The sequence below is a fragment of the Nitrosomonas eutropha genome, from assembly GCF_900116685.1.
Taxonomy (GTDB): domain Bacteria; phylum Pseudomonadota; class Gammaproteobacteria; order Burkholderiales; family Nitrosomonadaceae; genus Nitrosomonas; species Nitrosomonas eutropha_A.
Genome location: NZ_FPBL01000002.1, coordinates 21,392 through 44,026, shown reverse-complemented (window position 1 = coordinate 44,026; position 22,635 = coordinate 21,392). Strand labels below are relative to the sequence as shown.

Genomic DNA, 22,635 nt, shown 5'->3' with positions numbered 1-22,635 from the left:
ATGAAACGCAGGGATTTTTTCAAGTTGGTTGGTACAGGCGCTGCAGCAGCTGTCTTGGCTCCGTCTGTTTCGCGAGCCTCCGCGTTACCGTTGAATCAGGCGAAATGGCGCGGCTATCAATTAACGTATCAGATTACTCTGCCAGCCGCAGGCAAGGTTGCAAAACTATGGCTGCCGTTGCCGGATACAAATGATACGATTTATCAGTTTACGCAAGGAAGTAACTGGAGTGGGAAAGCAACCGCTTCTGCATTTTATATGTTACCCGGTACCTCTTCCCCGGTATTTTTTGCAACCTGGCAAAAGGGAGAAGAGCGGACGGTCAAGGTGAGTAGTATTGTCAAAACAGCCTATCGCACTGCTGATCTGAGCTTTTACCAGGCTCCTGCCAAAGCTTCAATTCCCCAGAATATCAAACGCTATCTGCAGCCTACCAGCCAGATCCCATTAGATAATACCGTGAAGAAAATAGCACATTTCGTGACTAGCCAGGCTAATGCCCGTACTCATCTGCAACAGGCGCGCGCCATTTATGATTGGATGATTAATAACGTTACCTATGACAACAGTGTGCGCGGTCAGGGTAGGGGGGATATTCGAAGTATGCTGGCCGGAGGAGAAAATCTCAGTGGAAAATGTGCGGACATCCATTCGCTTTTTGTCGGGCTTGCACGTGCTTCTGGCATTCCGGCTAGAATCCAGTACGGAATCCGTATTGGTGAATCCTCTCTTAACAAAAATCTTGGGAAATCCGGTGATGTTAGTACTTCCCAGCATTGTCAGGCAGAATTTTATCTTTCCGGGTTTGGTTGGGTGCCGGTCGATCCGTCTGATGTGGCAAAAGTCATGGCACTGGAATCTCTGCCGAGCAACCATGATTCGATCAGTCAGCTAAGAGAAAAGCTGTTTGGCTCTTGGGAAATGAACTGGGTCGCATTCAACGACGGTGAAAATGTAGATTTGGGCAAGGCATGTGCAGCTGGCAAACTGCCATTTTTCCTCTACCCACATGCTGAAATTGACGGGCGACAACAAGATAGTCTGGAACCGGAATCCTTTTCTTACAAAATTACTTCGGCCACACTGGTGGGTACCGGCGCCAAACTGTAACCCGGTTTATAGCCTGATGATTACCCCGCAAAGGTAGGTGATTATCAGGCATCGGTAAGCGATAGTTGTGCTACTGGAACTTGGAAAAAGAGTATAGCTGGCAGTTATTTAGTTACGCACAGTCTCGCTTTACAGAGTATCACCGCATAACATCGGTTAGTCATTTGCAAAACGTCCTTCTGTTACTTCACGGATAATTCCGGCGCGAATTGTAAAATCGCCAAAGTGCTCGTTAGGTAATCGTTCAGTTGCATAACGACGAAGTACTTCATCAAGCGCTTCAAGAATTGCGGCCTCGCCGATATTTTCACGATAAAGGCGATTGAGGCGCTGGCCGTGAAAACCGCCACCCAGATAAAGATTGTATTTACCTGGTGCACGGCCGGTAAGTCCAATTTCTGCAATGAAAGGGCGGCTGCACCCGTTAGGACATCCTGTCATTCTGAGTGTAATTGGCTCATTTTGCAGATTGTATCGAGTGAGGATTCCCTCAATCTTCGTAATCAAAGCAGGCAGATAACGTTCACTGTCTGCCATTGCCAAACCACAGGTTGGAAAAGCGACACACGCCATCGAATTCAGGCGCAGCACGCTGTGTTCATTAAAAGTAATCAATCCGGATTCTGCCAGTAACACTTCTATCTTCGGTTTGTCAGTCGTGGCAACGTTGGCAATCATGAGATTTTGATTGGGAGTCAGGCGAAAGTGTCCTTTGTGTACATGCGCAATCTGTGCAATTTTATCAAGCGTATCGCGGTTGAGTCGGCCATTCTCAATAAATAATGTGAAATGATGATAACCATCATCCGATTCTACCCAACCATAGATATCCGCATTGGATGTGAAGTGGTAAGAGCGGGCGGGTTCAAGCAATCCAGCACGATCTTCAATTGCCAATTTGATCCAATCCAATCCTTTATCATCGATTGTGTATTTAAAGCGTGCACGTGACCGGTCAGCGCGATTGCCATAGTCACGCTGGACTCCCATGATAGCTTCGGTAACGGAAATAAGTCTGTCTGGTGTAATGAAGCCGATAACTGATGCAGTGCGCGGATAGGTATGCGGTGCCTTGTCGGTACGCCCCATTCCACCGCCGATTGCTATATTGAATCCCGCTATTTTTCCATCTTTACTCACGATCGCGATATAACCCAGATCCTGCGCGTAAATATCAATATCATTATTGGGCGGGATCACAAATCCAATCTTGAACTTACGAGGCATATAGGTTCGCCCGTAGAATGGTTCTTCCGGTTCAGATGAAGCAATACGTTCTTCACCATACCAGATTTCATGATAGCCCTTGGTCTTGGGAATGACATGATCGCTGACTGTTTTTGCCAGTGCTGCCAGTTCTGCCTGCAGAGCTGGAAATTGAGGATTGACCGTAGCCATTACACCACGTGAATCATCCCCGCACGCAGCAACTGTATCGAGCAATACTTCATGAAGACCACGAATAACCGAAACAATATTGTGCTTGAGCACCCAATGAAACTGGAAAGTCTGTCTGGTGGTCATGCGTAACGTTTCATTGCCGTGTGCACAGGCAAGCTCTGAAATCTTCAGCCAGCGTTCAGTCGTGCAGATACCTCCCGGCAAACGCACGCGGATCATGAACTGAAAAGCGGGTTCCAGTTTCTGGCGACGGCGTTCATCACGAACATTCCGGTCATCTTGCTGATAAATACCGTGAAATTTCATCAGCTTGATATCATCGCCTGGTACAGCAGATGTAATGCGATCGAGCAATCCAAGTGCGATTGTGCCACGCAGATATTCACTTCCAGCCTTCAGTGTCTCATCCGGGCTTAGGCGCTCAAGTGGTTGGGAAATATCGCAACTACGATCAGTGTGAGGGAGTGTGTCTGCCATTTCTATTCTCAATAAACGTCGCGCTGATAGCGCCCATCGCGTTGCAGGTTGCGAAGATATTCTTCTGCCTCTTCGCGCTGAACGCTTGCTTGTTCTTCGATTACGGTGACCAATGTATTGTGGACATCAGGCGCCAGGCGTGAAGCGTCACCACATATATAAATATACGCACCTTCTTCCAGCCAGGCATAAACATCGTGTGCATGTTTGCGAATACGGTGCTGGACATAGATTTTCTCTGTATCATCGCGCGAGAATGCGACATCCATTTTTGTCAGGATGCTATTTTTCAACCAATCCTGCCATTCGGTCTGATAAAGAAAATCCACACGGAAATTGCGTTCTCCGAAAAATAACCATGAACGGCCACCACCATTTGCTTCGCGTTCCTGCATAAAGGCACGATAAGGTGCCACACCGGTACCGGCACCAATCATAATAATGGGTTCGCCGCTAGGTGGCAGGCGAAAATGTGGGTTGCTCTGAATGTAGACTGGCAATATGGAATCAGCATTTGCACGATCAGCAAGGTGACTGGATGCAACACCTGACCGAATTTCGCCATGCAGCTTATAACGTACTGGTGCGACAGTGATATGTGCCTCATCAGGACAAATCGCCAGGCTGGAAGAAATAGAGTAGAGGCGCGGTTGCAGAGGGCGTAGCCCATCGATAAAACGTTGTGGATCAAGTCCTTTGAGCGGGAAGGCGCGAATAATATCAATAATATGATGCTCATGAAGGAATGCCGCACGTTCGACATTATCCTTTGCAGTAAAAATGTCGGTTGTGCCGGTTAATTCCCCCCAGTGATCAAGGAAACGCAGTGTTGCCGTGGTGATTTCTAATGACTTGTTAAGCGCATCAAAGAGTGTTGTCGCCTGACCTTTTACGGTCAGCGATGTGCTTGGATTCATGTCGAGCGCAGTCAGTAGTGCCTCAACCATCGCAGGATCGTTGTTCGCCACGACGCCCAATGCATCACCCGGTTCATAGGTTAAACCGGAATCAGCGAGTGAGATTTCGATGTGGTGTGTTTCTCGGGTAGAACCGCGACCCGAGAGAACGATATTGTCAATAACAGTTGCAGGGAAGGGGTTTCGTTTACTGTAAGCTGAATTATCAGCTTGCTGAGTATTTCCTGTTGTCTCTGATTGTGATGCGACAGATGATGTCACCGCTGTTTTTTCTGCGGCAAGCAACGCTAGTATATTGGTACTCCATGCAGCAGCTGGTTCTTCATAGTCCACATCACAGTCAATGCGTGGCTGCAACCGTTTTGCACCCAGTTCCTCGAAACGCTCATCAAGACGTTTGCCGGCGCCACAAAAATGTTCATAGCTCATATCACCCAGCGCAAGTATGGCGTAACGCAATCCGGATAGTGCTGGTGCCTTACGGCCTTCAATCAATTCAAAAAATTCCATTCCGGATTGGGGTGGATCTCCTTCTCCATGGGTGGAGGTAATGATCAGAAGATCCTGTTCTTCTTTGAGTTTACGAATTTTGTAATCAGCTATGTCAACCAGTGTCGGGTTGAGTCCTTGTTCAACAGCCAGCGCTACCAAACGGATTGCCAGCTCAGTGCTGTTACCGGTTTCGCTGATATGAAGAATTGTAAGTGAACGAGCTGCAACTGGTTCTGCTTGTGCCACTACTGCGGGAATGCGTACATCTGGAGACTGGGCAGCAGTATTGCCCCTGTGTAACAAGGCTGTTCCAAGGCCAGCAAAGTAGCCGCTGATCCAATATGCATGTTCAGATGTAAGAGAAGTGCCTAGCGTTTCGACAAGACGCCACTGTTCTGCGGTCAGAGCGGCTCCTGAGAATTGTGATACCGTCATTTTATTTTATATTTTGGAAGTTTTTCACACGTAGAAATACGTAGAAGTGAGATATCCGGCTGGTGGTTAAAATTTTGTAGACATGGACAAATCAATCGAAAACCTGTTTAAGTGTTGCTGTTACAGCACTCTTTAAATAAAGAGTGTAAGGATAGCAATTATTTTTATAATCCAAAAGAATATTAAATTAATTGTATATCGTATTTTGTTATATAAAGGATATCTGGATGGCCAGAAAAATTAATAATGCTAATTGAATATAAAATTATAGGGGCGTGAGCTATCCCAGCCCCTGGTCAGAAAATTTATTCTTTATGATACTAGTGCTCGCTTATTCGGCTTTATTGTTGCGAGCTGTCAGGCAGAACGTGTATTTCAGCGGCGTTTATGTTGTAATGCTGCCTCTAATTTCCGAAGAAGGTACTGAAATTTTAAGGGGCGGAGTCTATCAGAAAGTATTCTGATCATCAATCCGGGCAGGGCAGAAGCCTTCCTGTCTATTCCAGTTGGTACCGCCAATAGCAGTTAGTTTTCAGGATTTCTGAGTAACCCATTGACTGTTTCTGCATCAAGATGTGCCGCAAACATCTCAATAAAATCGTAAATGTAGTGGCGAATATAGCTGTTGCGACAGATACCGATGCGAGTAGTACTGGGTTCAAACAGATGTGCGGCATCAATGGCTCTCAGCTTTCTATCGCGAGTCGGATCAAAGGCCATCTTTGCCAGAATGCCTACGCCCAAACCGATTTCTACGTAAGTTTTGATTACATCTGCGTCAAGTGCTGTCAATACCACGTTGGGTTTTAGCCCTCTGGATTCAAATGCCTGATTGATTTTGGATCGACCGGTAAAAGCAAAATCGTAGGTAACAATAGTGTATTGAGCGATGGATTCAAGCGTTAACTCCTTAAGTTGGAGTAGTGGATGCCGAGGTGGAACGACGACGCAACGATTCCATTCATAACAAGGCAACATAACGAGTTCATCGAATAATTCGATGGCTTCAGTTGCGATAGCCAAATCGGCTTCACCAGATGAAACCCAAGTGGATATTTCTATGGGGCTTCCCTGCCGCAAGGATAGTCTGATTTTTGGGTGGCGTTCGATAAAGCGCTTGATTACAGGAGGGAGTACATACCGTGCTTGCGTGTGAGTAGTCGCAATAATAAATGTACCGCTCTCCTTATCATTAAATTCATTTCCAATTTTTTTTAGATTATCTGCGTCCTGCAGCATCCGTTGGGCAGTTTCCAGGATCGCAAGCCCTGGCTGAGTAATGCTGGTAATACGTTTACCGTGGCGTGTAAAAATCTCGACCCCCAGCTCTTGTTCCAACAGCTGGATTTGTCGACTGATTCCGGGTTGTGAAGTATGCAGAGCATTCGCAGCCTTGGATAAATTCAGCTTTTGTTTTGCAATTTCACGAAGATATCTCAACTGCTGGAGCTTCATTTATATAGCAATATGTAATATGTAATTAATTTAATATTCTTTTGTATTATAAATATTATTGTTATGCTTGCATATATGTTTAAAGAACAGTGTAAAAATGATGTCATTCGTGTTGTATATCATTCGAAGCTATGACAAGTAGCGTAAGGATATTCACATCGATCTGAGGTTGTCGTACTTATATGGATTTTTTATGGACAAGTATTTGTGAGGTAAAATAACGTTTTATTAATATGGATGAGCAAACATTGCAACAGAAGGTTGAGCAGTTACATAGTTTATTAGGTAATATCCAGCAGGATTATTCTCCCGCAGTATTTGCCAACAGCTTTGGTGCTGAAGATATGGTGTTGACCGATATAATCGCTCGCCATTATCCGGAAATTAGCATATTTACGCTTGATACCGGACGTCTTCCACAGGAAACCTATGATCTGATGCAAAAGACGAAGGAGCGTTATGGTGTTTCCATCCATACTTATTTTCCTGATTCATCGTCTGTTGAAAACTATGTGACGCAATATGGCCCGAATGGGTTTTATGAAAGTATCGATCTGCGAAAGCGTTGTTGTTATATACGAAAAGTTGAACCTCTAAAACGTGCTTTAGCTGGAAAGCGTGCCTGGATTACAGGAATGCGTCGCGAGCAATCAGCCACCCGAGAGGAGTTGAAGTTGTCAGTATTTGATAACATTCACGGTATACATAAGTTTAATCCTTTGTGCGATTGGACTGAGAAGGATGTATGGGACTATATAAAGCAGCACGATATTCCCTACAATGCGCTACATGATCAATTTTATCCCAGCATCGGCTGTGCTCCATGTACCCGGGCAATCACTCCCGGGGAGGATATTCGATCCGGGCGTTGGTGGTGGGAAAATATGGACTCTAAAGAGTGTGGCTTGCATACTCAAAAATAGAAACATAAGTTAATGTTCTTAAATCAAAATAAAATGAATCAACGGTCATATTTTACACATTTGGATGCCTTGGAAAGCGAGGCTATCCATATCATGCGAGAAGTTGCAGCAGAGTGTGCCAATCCGGTGCTGTTGTTTTCAGGGGGTAAGGATTCGGTTGTCCTGCTGAGGTTGGCTGAAAAGGCCTTTCGTCCCAGCCATTTTCCTTTTCCGTTGATGCATATTGATACGGGCCATAATTTTCCGGAAGTAATTGAATTTCGGGATTATCGGGCCAAACAATTAGGAGAGCGCCTGATTGTACGCAGCATGGAGGATTCTATTCAGCGTGGCAGGGTTATATTGCGATCCAAAAACCAAAGCCGCAATCCTTTTCAGGCAGTTACTTTATTGGATGCCATTTCAGAATTCGGGTTTGATGCCTGCATTGGTGGCGCTCGCAGAGATGAGGAAAAAGCACGTGCAAAAGAACGTATTTTTTCGTTTCGGGATGAGTTTGGACAATGGGATCCAAAGAATCAGCGTCCGGAATTATGGAGTCTCTATAATGCGCGAACTCACCCTGGAGAAAACATCAGAGTTTTCCCTATCAGTAACTGGACAGAATTGGATATATGGCAATATATCGGCCGGGAACAGCTGGAAATTCCATCTATCTACTATGCTCATGAGAGAGATGTAATCGTGCGAAATAGCAGTCTGCTGCCGGTGTCGTACCTGGTTCAGCCAGAGGCGGGGGAAAGTGTACAAAATATGATGGTACGATTCCGCACGGTTGGTGATATGAGCTGTACCTGTCCGGTGGCTTCTCAGGCCAGGGATGTTGAGGAAATTATTGTAGAAACGGCATTAACACGGATTACTGAGCGCGGGGCAACACGTATGGATGATCGGACTTCCGAGGCATCAATGGAGTTGCGTAAACGAGAAGGTTATTTCTAGGATAGCGTTCTGAAATAATACCCGGTTTTAATTTTTTATCTTCATAGGTTTTTCTAGGACATGTCTGTTGTTGAAAATATTGAACCCGATCATGCCGAGCTGCTGCGATTTATTAGTGCAGGTAGTGTAGATGATGGTAAAAGCACGCTGATAGGTCGTTTGCTGCATGATTCAAAATCCATCTTCGAAGATCAGCTGAATGCTGTTACAAAAACTTCTAACAAACGCGGGATGGAAAAAATTGATCTCTCGCTTTTTACTGACGGATTGCAAGCAGAGCGGGAGCAGGGGATCACTATTGACGTAGCGTATCGTTATTTCAATACACCCAAACGCAAGTTTATTATTGCGGATACACCAGGCCATGAGCAATATACGCGTAATATGGTAACGGGTGCTTCTACTGCCAATCTTGCAATTGTTCTTATCGATGCGCGCAAGGGGGTTCTGACACAATCCAGGCGACACGCCTATCTTGCCAGTCTGGTTGGTATCCCTCATCTGGTTGTGGCAATTAATAAAATGGATCTGGTTGGCTATTCCCAGGAGATCTTCAAACAGATTTGTGCTGAATTCTCTGTATTTTTGCAAGGGCTGGGGTTTCGTTCCATTGAATATATACCAATGTCTGCGCTACTTGGAGATATGGTCGTGGAACGTGGTGACAACCTTGACTGGTATTCGGGCAAACCATTATTGGATTATCTGGAATCCATTAATATAGAACATGATATCAATACACTAGATTTTCGCTTCCCGGTACAGTGGGTATGCCGTCCGCAAACGGAAGAAATGCGTGATTTCCGTGGCTATACGGGGAGAATTGAATCCGGAACAATACACGTGGGGGATACAGTGACAGTATTACCATCTGGATTAACATCCCGCATCAAAGAAATTCTTTTATATAACGACAGCTTTGAAACCGCTTTTGCGCCACAATCCATTACTTTGACCATTGAAGATCATCTGGATATCTCTCGCGGAGATATGCTAATCAATGGTGGAGAGTTGCCTCGAATTACCAGAGAGTTTGATGCCATGCTCTGCTGGTTATCCGAACAGGCATTTGACCCCGATCGTAAATATATCATCAAGCATACCACTCGTATCGTTAAAGGATTAATTACTCGAATTGACTATCGGGTTGATATAAATACGATGCATCAAGAGTCGGTTAATATTCTGACAATGAATGATATTGCCAGAATTGGAATGAAAGTACAGCAACCACTCGTCATTGATGCATATGCCCAAAATCGGGGAACCGGTTGTTTTATTCTGATTGATGAAGTCAGCAATAATACTGTGGCAGCCGGTATGATTTGTATCCAGGAAAGCTGATTACATTTTCCCAACCGAAAATTATTCTGATCAGCAAATATTGGCCATCTGCTTATTCCTATTTTCATATTTTCATATTAGAAAAATATCCTGGATATTTGACTAAAATATATGATTGATTCTCAATCAATGCACAACTATTCCTCAATGGTACCTGATACCAGGCTTGTTCTTGAATTTGGCATGTCTTTTCCGGAACTGTACGAACGTGCTGGCCTGGTTAAACTGGATCAGATATTCCTGAGTTTTCTTGGAGAAGGTGATCCCGGATTATGTGATCGACTGATTCAGGCTCGGAAGCATCCAGGACAACTGCCGCCCAAGGATGAATCCGCCTTACTGATTGAAGTGGCCCCCTGGTTGGAAGACTTTATTGCAATATTGTTTGGCATTAAAAGTGAGGTTAATACCTTAGCTGCACGACATCATGAACTGGCCCCTCTTTATTTTTGTAAACGTCAGTTTGTACAGCGGCGCGCCAAAACCAAGGTGAGTGATGAGATATTGCAAACACTGAATGGCCTGGAGCTGGAATGGAAACTGGCAGAAGAATTTGGCCAGCCTTTTTCGGAGCTTATTTTTGCATCTCATGTTGCTCACTGGATGACGGATGAAGCAAATTATTCGGTGCAGCTTGAGCTTGCGCTGCATTATGCCGCCTGGGCGCTGCGCACATCTGAAGGGCAGGTGCACACCCATCAGGGTATTTTATTCAAATCCCCACGCAAACTGGATCCGAGGCATCTGTTGTCACTGGAGAGTGATGAGCGTAATGGCTATATAACACATCGTCTTGATCATATCCGGTATCGGGAAGGCTTCTCATTGACAGATCAGGGAACCGATCTGTCAGGTGCACTGGATGAAGCGAACTACTGTATCTGGTGTCACGAACAGGGCAAGGATTCCTGTTCAAAAGGATTTCTGCAAAAATCAAAAGAAACACCAGAAGTAAAAGCCTTTAAAAGAAATGATCTGGGAGTGTTACTTGCCGGCTGTCCGCTGGAAGAACGTATTTCAGAATTTCACAAGCTTAAAACTCAGGGAGTTGCGATTGGCAGTTTAGCCATGATCGTGCTGGATAATCCGATGTGTGCAGGAACCGGGCACCGTATTTGTAATGATTGCATGAAATCATGCATTTATCAGAAACAGGATCCCGTCAATATTCCCCAAGCTGAAACACGTACACTTAAGGATGTACTCGAATTACCTTGGGGATTCGAGATTTACAGCTTACTAACGCGCTGGAATCCACTTGATTTGCACAGACCCTATCCCAAAGCGGCAACGGACAAGAAAGTGCTGGTGGTTGGTATAGGACCGGCAGGCTACACATTGTCACATCATCTTATGAATGATGGACATACCGTAGTGGGTGTGGATGGATTAAAAATAGAGCCTTTATCAGCCAACATCTCTGGAATAGATATAAAAGGCGAGCGTAGTTCTTTTATGCCGATTTATGATGTCAAGCAGTTAAGCGAAGATCTGAATGAACGATTGCCAGCCGGATTTGGTGGCGTGGCTGAATATGGCATTACAGTACGCTGGGATAAGAATTTCCTTAAATTGATCCGTTTATTGCTGGAACGTCGCTCAGAATTTGCTCTTTTCGGTGGTGTGCGCTTTGGGGGTACACTGACTGTTGATGACGTATGGCAGCTGGGATTTGATCATATCGCACTGGCAGCAGGCGCCGGTCGCCCAACTATTCTGAATATACCCAACGGATTAGCTCGAGGCGTGCGAGCCGCATCTGACTTCCTGATGGCGCTTCAGCTAACGGGAGCTGCTCAGAGTGATTCTATTGCCAATATGCAGTTACGCTTGCCAGTAGTCGTAATAGGAGGCGGATTGACAGCAATTGATGCTGCAACAGAAGCACTGGCCTATTATCCGGTTCAGGTAGAGAAATTTCTGAAGCGCTATGAAATATTGGCAGTGATACAAGGAGAAGCTGTAATACGGGCTGGCTGGGACACTGAAGAACGCGAAATTGCTGAAGAATTTATGCGTCACGCACGGGCTATCCGCAATGAGAAAGCTCAGGCAGTGCAGGAAAACCGTGAACCTCGTGTTGCGGCATTGCTGCAATCCTGGGGGGGCGCCATGGTTGCTTATCGAAAACGATTGATCGATAGCCCTTCCTATACTTTGAATCATGAAGAAGTGGAGAAAGCGTTGGAGGAGGGCATCTATTTTGCTGAAGGCCTGACTCCATTGAGGATTGATATTGATCAATGGGAGCATATTCAATCTATCTGTTTTGCTGTTCAAGCAGTGGATGAGGAGGGTAATTGGTATAAAGCGAGGGAAGTAGTTCAACCTGCCCGAACAATATTGGTAGCGGCTGGAACCCAGCCGAATACTGTTCTGGCACGTGAAGACGCGCAGTATTTCAAACTGAATGGACGCTATTTTGCTTCCTGTGATGAACAGGGTCAGCCTGTAGATATCAGCAGGGGTAATCCCAAGCCCGAAGTACCCGCAGTATTGTTGAGCCACTCCAGTGACGGACGTTTCATTAGCTTCTTTGGTGACTTGCACCCATCCTATTCTGGCAATGTGGTCAAGGCAATGGCAAGTGCCAAACAAGGGTATCCAGTGGTTAGCCGGGTGCTTGCTCAGATTAACCCCGCATCAGCACAAACCACTCCTCAGTTTTTCATTGGGATTGGAGATCAGTTACGCGCTACCGTGCATAAAGTGGAGCGTCTGACACCGAATATCATAGAGGTCGTTGTTCACGCGCCTTTAGCTGCTCGCCATTTTCACCCCGGACAGTTTTATCGTTTTCAGAATTATGCTTCATTTGCAAGAGTTCCTGAGCAAACCTGTTTGGCCATGGAAGGCATTGCCCTTACGGGCGCTTCAGTTGATACCTCTAAAGGTTTGGTATCGTTGATTGCCCTTGAAATGGGAGGATCAGCAAATTTATGTTCATTACTTCAACCGGGGGAGCCGGTTATTCTGATGGGGCCAACCGGAACTCCAACAGAAATTGAACCCAATGAAACCGTTATATTAGTTGGTGGCGGGCTGGGTAATGCGGTATTGTTCTCGATTGGTGCTACTGCGAGAGCAGCCGGTTGTAAAGTATTGTATTTTGCAGGCTACAAAAAATTGGCTGATCGCTATAAAGTGGCAGAAATAGAAGCGGCAGCCGACACCATTGTCTGGTGCAGTGACGAATCACCAGGATTCCAACCTTCTCGTCCAGGTGATTTGAGTTATGTGGGTAATATTGTGCAGGCAATGGTTGCTTATGCCAATGGTGAGCTAGGTCATACACCGATTTCCATGCAGATTGCCGACCGTATTATAGCAATCGGTTCCGATCGCATGATGGCGGCAGTAGCTGCTGCACGGCATCAACAACTGGCACCTTATCTTAAAACCGAGCATTTTGCAGTGGGTTCAATTAATTCTCCGATGCAGTGCATGATGAAGGAGATCTGTGCGCAATGCCTACAACCTCAAAAGAATCCAGAGACAGGCGAGATTTCATACGTTTTTTCCTGTTTTAATCAAGATCAACCATTGGATCTGGTTGATTTCGGTGGATTGGCTTCACGTTTACGCCAAAATAGTGTTCAGGAAAAACTGACAAGTCGCTGGATCGGACATTGTCTGCAACGCAGTAATAATCATGTATCTTAGTCAGATATCATGAATGCTGCCAAGATCAATTTGCTCTAAATTGATTTATAATTTGACGTTAAACTGAATGAATGTGATGGATTTTGCTGTGGTAATCAGTACGATAATTTTTGATTAATGAACAAAATAACAAGGGAGAATATCCATGCACATAGGCATACCTGCCGAAACGCGTGCAGGAGAAACGCGCGTGGCGGCTACGCCAGAAACCGTCAAGAAATTGATTGCCAAGGGGCTGCATACTGTTCTGGTGCAGGCAGGAGCGGGCATAAGCGCCAGCATTCCTGATTCCGCATACCAGGAAGCAGGCGCCGTTATCGTCTCTGGTGCTTCGCAGCTATATGAGCAATCCCAGATCATACTGAAGGTTCGGGGTCCTGAAGCCAGTGAACTGGTTCATATGAAAAAAGATGCGGTACTGATTGGTTTGCTTGCACCTCATCTTGCAGAAGAAATCGAGATGGTAGCTCGGCATGGTGTCACTGCATTTGCGATGGAAAAACTGCCTCGTATATCGCGGGCTCAAAGTATGGATGTGCTGTCTTCTCAGGCAAATATTGGTGGTTACAAAGCGGTTATTCTGGCTGCTAATATATACCAGAGATTTTTTCCCATGCTGATGACGGCAGCCGGTACGGTTAAAGCCGCACGTATGTTGATTCTGGGAGCTGGTGTAGCAGGGTTGCAGGCTATTGCAACAGCCAAACGCCTGGGTGCAGTGATTGAAGCATTTGATGTGAGGCCAGCAGTCAAAGAGCAGGTAGAAAGCCTAGGAGCTAAGTTTGTGGAAGTTCCACTGACGGATGAGGAAAAAGCTAAAGCAGAAACTGCTGGCGGATACGCAGCCGAAATGTCGGAGGATTACAAGCGTCGACAGAGCAATCTGATTCATGAGCGTGCCGCTGCAGCAGATATTATCATTACAACTGCTTTGATTCCGGGTCGCCCAGCTCCTGTCCTGATTAGCGAAGAAACAGTCAAGGCAATGAAACCCGGTTCGGTAATAGTGGATATGGCCGTTGAAGCAGGTGGAAATTGTCCGTTATCAGAGCTTGGCAAAACTGTGGTTAAACACGGCGTGCATTTGATTGGCGTAGCAAATCTCCCGGGATTGGTGGCAACTGACGCCAGTGCGTTATATGCACGTAATCTGTTGAATTTCCTGAATCTAATACTGGATGCACAGACTGGCGAGCTTAAAATAGATCGTGAAGATGAGATTATCAAAGGAAGCCTGATCTGTACGGCTGGAGAAATTATAGGTAAATCATAAGTAAGCCAGTTGTATTGTTTACACATAAAATTTATGAATCTCTATGAGGAAAACACATGATTGGAGAAATTGATCCAACGATCATTAACCTGACAGTATTTGTCCTGGCAGTTTTTGTTGGCTACCATGTGGTGTGGAATGTGACACCTGCTCTTCATACCCCCCTGATGTCAGTAACAAATGCAATTTCCAGTATCATTCTGGTCGGAGCAATGTTGGCAGCGGGCTCGGCTGAAGCGGACTGGGGAGCATGGTTAGGGGCTGCAGCCGTGGTCCTCGCATCCATCAATGTGTTTGGTGGATTTCTCGTTACCCAGCGTATGCTGGAAATGTTTAAGAAAAAAGATAAAAAAGGACAAGCCTAAATGTCTGTTAACTTCATCGCGCTGGCCTATCTGGTAGCGGCTGTATTTTTTATTCTTTCACTCAAGGGATTAAGTTCACCCACTGCTGCACGTCGTGGCAATCTGCTTGGCATGTTAGGGATGGGTATTGCTGTTAGTACAACTCTAACCATTACCGGGAACTGGGTATTGATTTTAAGCTGTATTGCTGTGGGTGCAATCATCGGTTCAATCGTGGCACAACGTATTCAGATGACCGCAATGCCTGAACTCATTGCATTCATGCATTCGCTTGTTGGGCTTGCTGCAGTATTTATTGCAATTGCGGCTGTCAACAATCCAGTTTCATTTGGTTTACCGGAAATATTACCTGCTGGTAATAAGCTTGAGCTTTTTCTGGGGACTTTCATCGGTGCCATGACATGGTCCGGATCCGTTATTGCTTTCCTTAAACTATCCGGACGTATGAGTGGTGCGCCAATTACCTTTAGCGGTCAGCATATGGTTAATCTGCTGCTGGCAATTGTCATGGTCGGTTTTGGTTTATGGTTTTTCTTTAGTGAAACAACGAACTGGACTGCATTTTCTACAATGACAGCGATTGCCTTCCTGTTGGGTTTTCTCATTATTATCCCAATCGGCGGTGCAGACATGCCGGTTGTGATTTCTATGTTGAACTCATATTCGGGATGGGCAGCAGCAGGAATTGGTTTTTCGCTTGGGAACCCGATGTTGATTATCGCTGGATCTCTGGTAGGTAGCTCTGGTGCGATTCTCTCTTACATTATGTGTAAGGCCATGAATCGACCATTTCTTTCTGTGATTCTTGGTGGTTTTGGTAGTGATGGAGGAAGCCAGGGTGCTAGTGATGGGGCACAGAAAACCTACCGTAGCGGTAGTGCAGATGATGCTGCATTTTTGTTGGGGAATTCAGACAGTGTTATCATCATTCCCGGATATGGGCTAGCTGTGGCACGTGCTCAGCATGCTGTTAAAGAATTAGCATTGGCACTGCATAAAAAAGGAATCAATATTCGCTTCGCCATTCATCCTGTCGCAGGTCGTATGCCTGGCCATATGAATGTACTGCTTGCAGAGGCTGAGATTCCCTATGAGATGGTTCAGGAAATGGAAGAGATCAACAGTGATTTTCCGAATACTGATGTTGTACTGGTGTTAGGTGCAAACGACGTGGTCAATCCGGCAGCAAATATTCCAGGAAGCCCCATTTACGGGATGCCAATCTTGGAAGCATATAAGGCGCGTACAGTAATGGTTGTCAAACGCAGTATGGCTGCTGGCTATGCGGGTTTGGACAATGATCTTTTTTATATGGATAAGACCATGATGGTATTTGGTGATGCCAAGAAAGTCGTGGAAGATATGGTTAAAGCACTTTAATATTATTACTCTAGCCCGGATAGCTGTTTTTCAGATTTATTTCTGGAATTCAGCCACTCTCGGGCTGTTTTTTGTGCTGATGTAAGTTGTACTCTACTGAGTGAACGCATGGCTTTATCGCGTGCCAATGCCGCCTGTTCTACACCAGCTGCAGCAGCCAGATTGAACCATACATAACTTTTTTCGCTATCCATTTCCACGCCTTGGCCAATTTGGTAAAGCAGACCGAGTTCATACTGCGCAAGAGGATGATTTTGTTCGGCAGCCAAGATGAACCATTTTGAAGCTTCAGAGAAATCTTGAAGTGTTCCTTTACCAGTCAGGTATAGTAAACCTAGTTGATATTGGGCGTCAGCACTGCCTTTTCTGGCCTTTTCAAGGAAAAGGCTAATCGTGTAAAATCGATTGTCGCTGGGGTTTGGTACAGAATGGGATTCTTCGTTTCTGATCGATTCAAGATTGATTTTCTCTCCGCGCGCAATTGCCTCAGATAGCGTTGGTTTCGTTGATACAATAACTAATGGGGATTGAGGAGGGCTTCGAAGCAATTCTGCAGAAGCCGCTTGTGATTGAGATTGCAGGTTGTTTCTTATGGACTCGTCAGTAGAAAATCCAATCCAGATTAATGTTCCTAGCAGAAATACACTACCGACACTTGTTGCAGCCACAAAATAAGCATCACTATTTCGGCCCCAGAAACGTGCCTTGCAGTCGCGACAGCGATAGGGAGATAGTAGTAAGTTTGAAGGAGTACGTTCACCTGGCCTGAAACGGGATTTATGCGTCCGGCTACTACCACACTGAGTACAATTAATAGTCATAATACTAAGTTAGAAATACAGATATTAATAAAATAGCAAGCTAGACTTGTATTCTATCAGCACATTTCTAATTTCGATCAGTAATAGACGATATGCAGACGATTGCATACAGAAGCAGCACTGGCTGAATCTAACTGGTTATGATTAGATCCAGCCATATTCTTATTCTGATGCAGACAAAAGGGAAGTGTGCTGCTTCCGACTCCCTGATGCCTTGTGTTGTTTTCAGTTATAAAATAGCCCTGCAGATGCATATTTGACGGCAGATCAGATGACAAGCTATTAAATCTGGCTCTGCAGCCAGTTCTGGAGACCGATATTTTGAATTACGTCTTGCTGTGTTTCCAGCCAGTCAATGTGCTCTTCTGTATCCTCAAGAATCTCTTTAAAAATTTCACGTGAGACAAAATCCTGTGCTGTTTCACAAGCAGCTATCGCACTTATGAGAGTTTCCCGGCCTGCACGTTCCAGCTCGAGGTCACAAGCTATACATTCTTGTGCATTTTCACCTATCATCAATTTCCCAAGTTCTTGTAGATTAGGCAAGCCCTCAAGAAAAAGAATGCGCTCAATTAATTGATCCGCATGCTTCATTTCTTCGATAGATTCGTGGTATTCATGCTCACCGAGTTTATTAAATCCCCAGTTCTTATACATGCGAGCATGAAGAAAATATTGATTGATAGCAGTCAATTCGAGCTGTAGCTGACGATTTAGCCAGCGAATTATATCGGCATTACCTTTCATAATTTTCTTTCTCCGGATGATCAGCCTGCAAGCTTCAGTAAGTCAGAAAGACTTCAGGAGGGTCTTGCAGCAGTTTGTTGAGAAAGCTCCTGGTTCAATACCTTATCCAAGGTTATCTTGGCATGGCAAGCACAAATACCACATTGACCGGTAACGCCCAAGCAGCTCCTTAGATCACGCATTCTTACGGCACCTTGTTTTACGGCCTCGTGAATGTCGCGTTCAGTTACTCCCTTACATACACAAATATACATGAAAGATAACTTTTGTCGAATAATTTTCAGAAAACACGGGGTATACTCAATTGATTACAGTTGTTGCAATAATCCTAATCAATAATGAGAATAGTTCTTAAAATTATATTCATCTTTGAAAATTTTGCAACTGGTAGTTTTTAAAGCCTCCCTGCAGAATTGTTCCTATTGGTCAAAGAATCCTTAAAATGGAGGGATATAAATATCTGACCGAAGTTTGCAAAATGCAAATAAGTTTTGAATCGATCAAGCTGGCACGCCGTTTGAAGCAAGATAGCGTATTAGTGAAGATTGATAGGTTGGTTGACTGGAAACAGCCAAGGTCAGGTTTAGGTGGTTTATATAAATGGGATTAATCGCGCGGTAGCGGATAAGAACTATTTGATACCTGATGATGCTCAAAGCAATTCTGCTGAGCCAATGGCATCGTTTGTCGGCTACAACGCTGGGGAAGGTGTTGTGTGTGAATTGATTTTATGTATTTCTGTGCCCTGGCAGATGCTGTTCCTGATGAAACGAGCTTGTGTCGTTTCCGTAACCACCTGGTTGTCCGGGCTTACAAGAACAAACTACTTTCCGCCTGGCAGAAGCTGGCAAACAAACAAACGCATCAGCAAAAAGTGCTAAATATCGTTGAATGGTGTTTTGGCACTGCTAAACGTTTATCCAGAATAAAGTATGCTAGCTACTTCAGCACGATAAAAATCGACACCCAAATCATCTATATTGGCATGAATCTGAAAAAACCGCCAAGAAATTTTTTATTAATGATCCATCAGTAAGAAAAATCTGTCCTGTTGCAGCATAAAAGAGGGAATCCCCTGAAAAATGAGGAAAACTTCCCTTCTCCCCTGAATCAATCAGCAAAAACTACTTCAGCTAAATTTCTTTCCTCGCTCTCCTGCAAAATTTCATGGGTATGCAGAGATCTTTTATATATTTGTGTAAAAATGTTAATTACTCTGTAACGGGGTAATAAAGCTGTATTGTCAGGGGTGTGTGAACAGTAAATAACATAGGGCGATGTGGTTTTTATGATTTTTCATCAATGAATTGCTTTTGCTCAGCGAGCATAGCTTCAATGATGCTTTTATATTTATTTCCAATTTTGTATGAATCTACATTTATGTATTCCCGCCTTATTCTGGCCAGATAATTCGCAAGCAGATATTTACCGTCACCTGGAATTGCCGGCACTAGAAACAATGCTTGCAAAAAGCCTCCGTACTGAAGATCCAGGGCGCACCGTAGAATCCTGGCTATGCGAGGTTTTTAATGTGCAAAAACAGCATGATTGGCCCGTTGCTCCCATAGTTCTGCAGTTGGATGGAGGGTGCGCCAAATTTAGAGATGATTATTGGTTACGTGTTGACCCGGTTCATCTCCGGATTAAAAACAACCATATACTTTTGGGCGACAATCACATTTTGAATATTTCTCTAAAGGAAGCAATTTCATTTACCGATAGTATTAATGAGCTAATTTTAGATGATGGTTTAACCCTGCTACCCCTTCATTCTGACCGCTGGTATCTACGGTGTAGTGAAACACCTGAGCTACAAACGTTTCTCTTGAGCGAAGCGGTTGGTCAAAATATAAATAATCTTCTACCCCATGGTAATGATAGTTCGATCTGGAACAGCAAAATCAATGAAATACAAATGCTTTTATATGATCATCCGTTAAATCAAATAAGAGAAGCTCAAGGAGATCTGGTAGTCAATAGCGTATGGGTGTGGGGAGGAGGCGTTATGCCACAGAAAGTGCATGCGCCCTATACCAGAATTTGGAGCAATCACATTCTTGCTTCTGCTCTGGCAAAAATGGCAAAAGTTACGTGTCATGATTTGCCGGAAGATGCAGGCGAGTTACTAAGATACTCTGATGACTCAGGTGGACAATTGGTATTTCTGGATAATCTCCAGAAGTACGCTAACTACAGAGATGCATTCAATTGGAGAAATGAATTGACGAAAATTGAGCAGGGCTGGTTCGCTCCATTACTTCAGGCATTGAGGAAAAAGCAAATAACTCAGTTAAAGCTTACAGTTATCAGCGAACATTCAACCAGAAACTTCACGTTAATACCTGGTAGCCTTTGGAAATTTTGGGCTGCTGTACGTCCGTTTGGATCTTATAGTTAGTTTTAGGGAAACAAGATTTTTTAACCAGATTGCCCTCACAGCTATGTATAGCTACTCAAAAATCAATACGATTAAACCTTTTCTACCGACAGCTATAACAATGGTTGTTGCCGGTTTGTTGATCGCGCTGGATCGTTCCATGCTCTCTATTGAACCACATGTCATTACAGGGTTATGGGTAATTCTGGTAACAACAATACTAATTACAATTATCCAGATTGTGCATACTGAAAAAATATTTTCAACACAATTTGCACAGTTGGCTGCTCAAAAAGAACGTCTTGCCAATGAAATAAAATATCGAATCTGGGCTGAAAAAACTTCTTCGGAGAATAAAGCCAAGCTACAAATTGTAGATGAAAACTTCCCAGTCATGCTGGCTTACTTTAATTCAGAGCAGCAATGCCGCTATCACAACCGGGCTTTTCGTCAATGGTTTGGATTAAGATCCGAACAAATAGAAAATCGATTTTTGCATGAGTTTCTCAATGGATCATTTTATACCCATATCAAGCATGAAATCGGACGTGTATTATCTGGCGATACGGTGCAAAATCAACAAATTCAGCAACTTCCAAATCAATCTATCTGTTTAGTTACCGCTCATTTAATACCGCATTTCGATTCTGGCGGAAAGGTAATCGGGTTTTATACTCTTTATACACCTCGGTTCATGAAGAAAGACGAGCTGTCTCTGGAGAATCTTAAAGAAAAATCTGTATCTGAAAATGAGCAATTGCGGAAAAGAAAGCTTACCCAGTATTCAGGCGGAGACACGACATATCAACCGGCACGAGCACCTACAGATTCATCCAGCCGTATTATCCTGGCTATTGAGCAAGAGGAGTTCCGTCTTTTTTGTCAGAAAATACTGCCGGTTAAACCTGGTCAGGATGCTGCAATCTACTACGAAATCCTTATTCGTATGGCAGAGGAAGAATCTAGTCTTATTCCTCCGGGCGCGTTTCTCCCGCTTGTCGAAAAACATAACCTGATGCCGCGTCTGGACAGATGGGTCGTGAAGAAAATTATCCAATACCTTTCAAAAAAGAATATTGGCACTGAAATTTCATTTTGTATAAATTTATCCGGTAGCACACTTAAAGATCCGGCGTTTGTTGATCACGTTCAAGATCTCCTGAAGAGTGCCAAGGTATCGCCTGATAAATTATGTTTTGAAATAGAAACATTTGATGTTATAGCCAATTTGCAAAATACAGTACTGTTTGTAAAGAAAATGCAGCAATTAGGGTGCCTGGTTTCATTATGTAGCTTCAATCATGACCGTACATCATTTGATTTATTGAAGTACATCAGAGCAGATTTTTTGAAGATAGATGGCAGCATAGTTTGTAACATTTTACGCAATGCAGAAGATCTGAAAAAAATTGAGAATATCAACAAATTTGCGCGTGCTCTAAAGATCGAGACAATAGGAGAGCTGGTAGAAACACAAGCTATTCTGGAAAAACTCGCAGAAATTGGGATCGATTATGCTCAGGGATTTGCTGTCGGACGGCCACACCCGATTGAAACCATAAGTCGCTCCACTATTAACTTACCATGAGTTGCAAGTATGTTATTACTGCACCAATACTTGATATGCTTCCTGATATTTTTCTACTGTTTTCGTGAGAATTTCAGCTGGAATAGCAGGAGCAGGTGGGGTTTTGTTCCAGCCAGTTTGTTCCAGCCAGTCGCGAATAAACTGTTTATCATAACTAGATGGGGTTTTACCAGGCTGATAGCCTTCAGTAGGCCAGAAACGAGAGGAGTCCGGTGTTAGTGCTTCATCGATCAGGTAAATCTGATTGTTATCATCCAGGCCAAATTCAAACTTGGTATCAGCAATAATAATATTTCGCGTCAACGCATAGTCAGCTGCAGCGCTGTAAAGTGCAATTGCATATTTGCTGACAACTGAAGCAAGCGGTGCTCCCAATATTTGTTCGCAAGAGGTATATGAAATATTCTCATCATGTGATCCTGCTTGCGCTTTAGTTGATGGCGTAAAAATTGCGCCACCAGGAATTCTATCAGCCTCTCGCAATCCCTCAGGCAGAGTAATGCCACAAATGGTACCGCTGTGCTGATAATCTCTCCAACCAGAGCCAGAAATATAACCGCGTACGATTGCCTCGATAGGGAGTGGCTTCAATTTTTTGACAATAAAAGCGCGGTCTGTAACCTGATCTCGTTCTCCAGGCAGAATAACGGATTCGGGTGGTATGTCGGTAAGGTGGTTGGGAATAATATGAGCTAGTCTCTCGAACCAGAAACGGGAAATTTTTGTCAGGATCTTACCTTTTCCTGGAATCGGGGTCGGTAATATTACATCAAAAGCAGAAATGCGATCTGTTTGTATAATCAGCAGGTTGTTTTCATCTACCACATAAATATCCCGTACTTTTCCCCGGTGTAGCAGGGGGAGGCTTGTTATATTGGTTTCAAGCAGCGTCGCAGTTGTCATGGTTGATGGGGAGCTTATTCCT

Annotated in this window: 18 protein-coding genes; 11 read left to right on the top strand and 7 right to left on the bottom strand. The window is 44.2% G+C overall.

What is annotated here, in order from left to right:
* Positions 1-1,110, top strand: a complete 1,110-nt coding sequence (locus BM331_RS02865) for a transglutaminase family protein (protein ID WP_074926906.1) — start codon at positions 1-3, stop codon at positions 1,108-1,110.
* Positions 1,111-1,266: 156 nt separating this feature from the next.
* Here the strand turns inward: BM331_RS02865 and BM331_RS02860 are convergent, their stop codons facing one another.
* The 3 genes from BM331_RS02860 to cysB all read right to left on the bottom strand — a co-directional run bounded on the left by BM331_RS02860 (position 1,267) and on the right by cysB (position 6,287).
* Entirely contained in the window at positions 1,267-2,988 is a 1,722-nt protein-coding gene (locus BM331_RS02860; RefSeq protein WP_074926904.1) for an NADPH-dependent assimilatory sulfite reductase hemoprotein subunit, read from the bottom strand.
* A gap of 8 nt (positions 2,989-2,996) precedes the next feature.
* Entirely contained in the window at positions 2,997-4,832 is a 1,836-nt protein-coding gene (locus BM331_RS02855; RefSeq protein WP_074926902.1) for an assimilatory sulfite reductase (NADPH) flavoprotein subunit, read from the bottom strand.
* Between the two features lie 525 nt (positions 4,833-5,357).
* Entirely contained in the window at positions 5,358-6,287 is a 930-nt protein-coding gene (gene cysB, locus BM331_RS02850; RefSeq protein WP_074926899.1) for an HTH-type transcriptional regulator CysB, read from the bottom strand.
* Between the two features lie 233 nt (positions 6,288-6,520).
* On the opposite strand from cysB, the gene BM331_RS02845 reads away from it, so the two are divergent.
* The 7 genes from BM331_RS02845 to BM331_RS02815 all read left to right on the top strand — a co-directional run bounded on the left by BM331_RS02845 (position 6,521) and on the right by BM331_RS02815 (position 16,177).
* Positions 6,521-7,210: a phosphoadenylyl-sulfate reductase gene (locus BM331_RS02845; protein ID WP_074926896.1), complete on the top strand. Its 690-nt coding sequence runs from the start codon at positions 6,521-6,523 to the stop codon at positions 7,208-7,210.
* A gap of 33 nt (positions 7,211-7,243) precedes the next feature.
* On the top strand, positions 7,244-8,152 hold the full coding sequence (cysD, locus tag BM331_RS02840; protein ID WP_074927431.1) for a sulfate adenylyltransferase subunit CysD: 909 nt from the start codon (positions 7,244-7,246) through the stop codon (positions 8,150-8,152).
* A gap of 60 nt (positions 8,153-8,212) precedes the next feature.
* Positions 8,213-9,496, top strand: coding sequence for a sulfate adenylyltransferase subunit CysN (cysN, locus tag BM331_RS02835; protein WP_074926894.1), 1,284 nt, complete (start codon positions 8,213-8,215; stop codon positions 9,494-9,496).
* 111 nt (positions 9,497-9,607) lie between these two features.
* On the top strand, positions 9,608-13,159 hold the full coding sequence (locus BM331_RS02830) for an FAD-dependent oxidoreductase (RefSeq protein WP_074926892.1): 3,552 nt from the start codon (positions 9,608-9,610) through the stop codon (positions 13,157-13,159).
* A gap of 145 nt (positions 13,160-13,304) precedes the next feature.
* Positions 13,305-14,432 carry a Re/Si-specific NAD(P)(+) transhydrogenase subunit alpha gene (locus BM331_RS02825; RefSeq protein WP_074926890.1) on the top strand — a complete coding sequence of 376 codons (1,128 nt, stop codon included), beginning with the start codon at positions 13,305-13,307 and terminating at the stop codon, positions 14,430-14,432.
* A gap of 56 nt (positions 14,433-14,488) precedes the next feature.
* Positions 14,489-14,797 carry an NAD(P) transhydrogenase subunit alpha part 2 gene (locus BM331_RS02820; protein ID WP_011634267.1) on the top strand — a complete coding sequence of 103 codons (309 nt, stop codon included), beginning with the start codon at positions 14,489-14,491 and terminating at the stop codon, positions 14,795-14,797.
* Complete coding sequence (locus tag BM331_RS02815) at positions 14,798-16,177, top strand: NAD(P)(+) transhydrogenase (Re/Si-specific) subunit beta (RefSeq protein WP_074926887.1); 1,380 nt, start codon at positions 14,798-14,800, stop codon at positions 16,175-16,177.
* 5 nt (positions 16,178-16,182) lie between these two features.
* On the opposite strand, the gene BM331_RS02810 is transcribed toward BM331_RS02815, so the two are convergent.
* The 3 genes from BM331_RS02810 to BM331_RS02800 form a co-directional block, all read right to left on the bottom strand.
* Positions 16,183-16,998, bottom strand: coding sequence for a tetratricopeptide repeat protein (locus BM331_RS02810; RefSeq protein ID WP_074926885.1), 816 nt, complete (start codon positions 16,996-16,998; stop codon positions 16,183-16,185).
* Positions 16,999-17,280: 282 nt separating this feature from the next.
* Positions 17,281-17,745 carry a bacterioferritin gene (gene bfr, locus BM331_RS02805; protein WP_074926883.1) on the bottom strand — a complete coding sequence of 155 codons (465 nt, stop codon included), beginning with the start codon at positions 17,743-17,745 and terminating at the stop codon, positions 17,281-17,283.
* Positions 17,746-17,798: 53 nt separating this feature from the next.
* The gene (locus BM331_RS02800) at positions 17,799-17,999 is read right to left on the bottom strand and encodes a (2Fe-2S)-binding protein (protein WP_074926880.1); all 201 of its coding nucleotides are present in this window, start codon (positions 17,997-17,999) and stop codon (positions 17,799-17,801) included.
* Positions 18,000-18,475: 476 nt separating this feature from the next.
* Here BM331_RS02800 and BM331_RS12125 point away from each other — a divergent pair, with 476 nt between their 5' ends.
* The 3 genes from BM331_RS12125 to BM331_RS02785 all read left to right on the top strand — a co-directional run bounded on the left by BM331_RS12125 (position 18,476) and on the right by BM331_RS02785 (position 21,710).
* On the top strand, positions 18,476-18,781 hold the full coding sequence (locus BM331_RS12125; RefSeq protein ID WP_074926878.1) for a transposase: 306 nt from the start codon (positions 18,476-18,478) through the stop codon (positions 18,779-18,781).
* Between the two features lie 330 nt (positions 18,782-19,111).
* On the top strand, positions 19,112-20,143 hold the full coding sequence (locus BM331_RS02790) for a hypothetical protein (RefSeq protein ID WP_074926876.1): 1,032 nt from the start codon (positions 19,112-19,114) through the stop codon (positions 20,141-20,143).
* 43 nt (positions 20,144-20,186) lie between these two features.
* Positions 20,187-21,710 carry a sensor domain-containing phosphodiesterase gene (locus BM331_RS02785; protein WP_074926875.1) on the top strand — a complete coding sequence of 508 codons (1,524 nt, stop codon included), beginning with the start codon at positions 20,187-20,189 and terminating at the stop codon, positions 21,708-21,710.
* Positions 21,711-21,725: 15 nt separating this feature from the next.
* Here the strand turns inward: BM331_RS02785 and BM331_RS02780 are convergent, their stop codons facing one another.
* Positions 21,726-22,613: a phosphoribosylaminoimidazolesuccinocarboxamide synthase gene (locus BM331_RS02780; protein ID WP_074926874.1), complete on the bottom strand. Its 888-nt coding sequence runs from the start codon at positions 22,611-22,613 to the stop codon at positions 21,726-21,728.
* Between the last annotated feature and the right edge of the window lie 22 nt (positions 22,614-22,635).

Excerpts from the sequence above, each read along its gene's own strand:
- BM331_RS02845 (WP_074926896.1), top strand. The coding sequence starts at position 6,521 with ATGGATGAGCAAACATTGCAACAGAAGGTTGAGCAGTTACATAGTTTA.
- BM331_RS12125 (WP_074926878.1), top strand. The coding sequence starts at position 18,476 with ATGTATTTCTGTGCCCTGGCAGATGCTGTTCCTGATGAAACGAGCTTG.
- cysD (WP_074927431.1), top strand. The coding sequence starts at position 7,244 with ATGAATCAACGGTCATATTTTACACATTTGGATGCCTTGGAAAGCGAG.
- BM331_RS02785 (WP_074926875.1), top strand. The coding sequence starts at position 20,187 with ATGTATAGCTACTCAAAAATCAATACGATTAAACCTTTTCTACCGACA.
- BM331_RS02820 (WP_011634267.1), top strand. The coding sequence starts at position 14,489 with ATGATTGGAGAAATTGATCCAACGATCATTAACCTGACAGTATTTGTC.
- BM331_RS02780 (WP_074926874.1), bottom strand. The coding sequence starts at position 22,613 with ATGACAACTGCGACGCTGCTTGAAACCAATATAACAAGCCTCCCCCTG.
- BM331_RS02815 (WP_074926887.1), top strand. The coding sequence starts at position 14,798 with ATGTCTGTTAACTTCATCGCGCTGGCCTATCTGGTAGCGGCTGTATTT.
- BM331_RS02865 (WP_074926906.1), top strand. The coding sequence starts at position 1 with ATGAAACGCAGGGATTTTTTCAAGTTGGTTGGTACAGGCGCTGCAGCA.
- BM331_RS02825 (WP_074926890.1), top strand. The coding sequence starts at position 13,305 with ATGCACATAGGCATACCTGCCGAAACGCGTGCAGGAGAAACGCGCGTG.
- bfr (WP_074926883.1), bottom strand. The coding sequence starts at position 17,745 with ATGAAAGGTAATGCCGATATAATTCGCTGGCTAAATCGTCAGCTACAG.
- BM331_RS02830 (WP_074926892.1), top strand. The coding sequence starts at position 9,608 with ATGATTGATTCTCAATCAATGCACAACTATTCCTCAATGGTACCTGAT.
- BM331_RS02860 (WP_074926904.1), bottom strand. The coding sequence starts at position 2,988 with ATGGCAGACACACTCCCTCACACTGATCGTAGTTGCGATATTTCCCAA.
- BM331_RS02810 (WP_074926885.1), bottom strand. The coding sequence starts at position 16,998 with ATGACTATTAATTGTACTCAGTGTGGTAGTAGCCGGACGCATAAATCC.
- BM331_RS02855 (WP_074926902.1), bottom strand. The coding sequence starts at position 4,832 with ATGACGGTATCACAATTCTCAGGAGCCGCTCTGACCGCAGAACAGTGG.
- cysB (WP_074926899.1), bottom strand. The coding sequence starts at position 6,287 with ATGAAGCTCCAGCAGTTGAGATATCTTCGTGAAATTGCAAAACAAAAG.
- BM331_RS02800 (WP_074926880.1), bottom strand. The coding sequence starts at position 17,999 with ATGTATATTTGTGTATGTAAGGGAGTAACTGAACGCGACATTCACGAG.
- BM331_RS02790 (WP_074926876.1), top strand. The coding sequence starts at position 19,112 with ATGAATCTACATTTATGTATTCCCGCCTTATTCTGGCCAGATAATTCG.
- cysN (WP_074926894.1), top strand. The coding sequence starts at position 8,213 with ATGTCTGTTGTTGAAAATATTGAACCCGATCATGCCGAGCTGCTGCGA.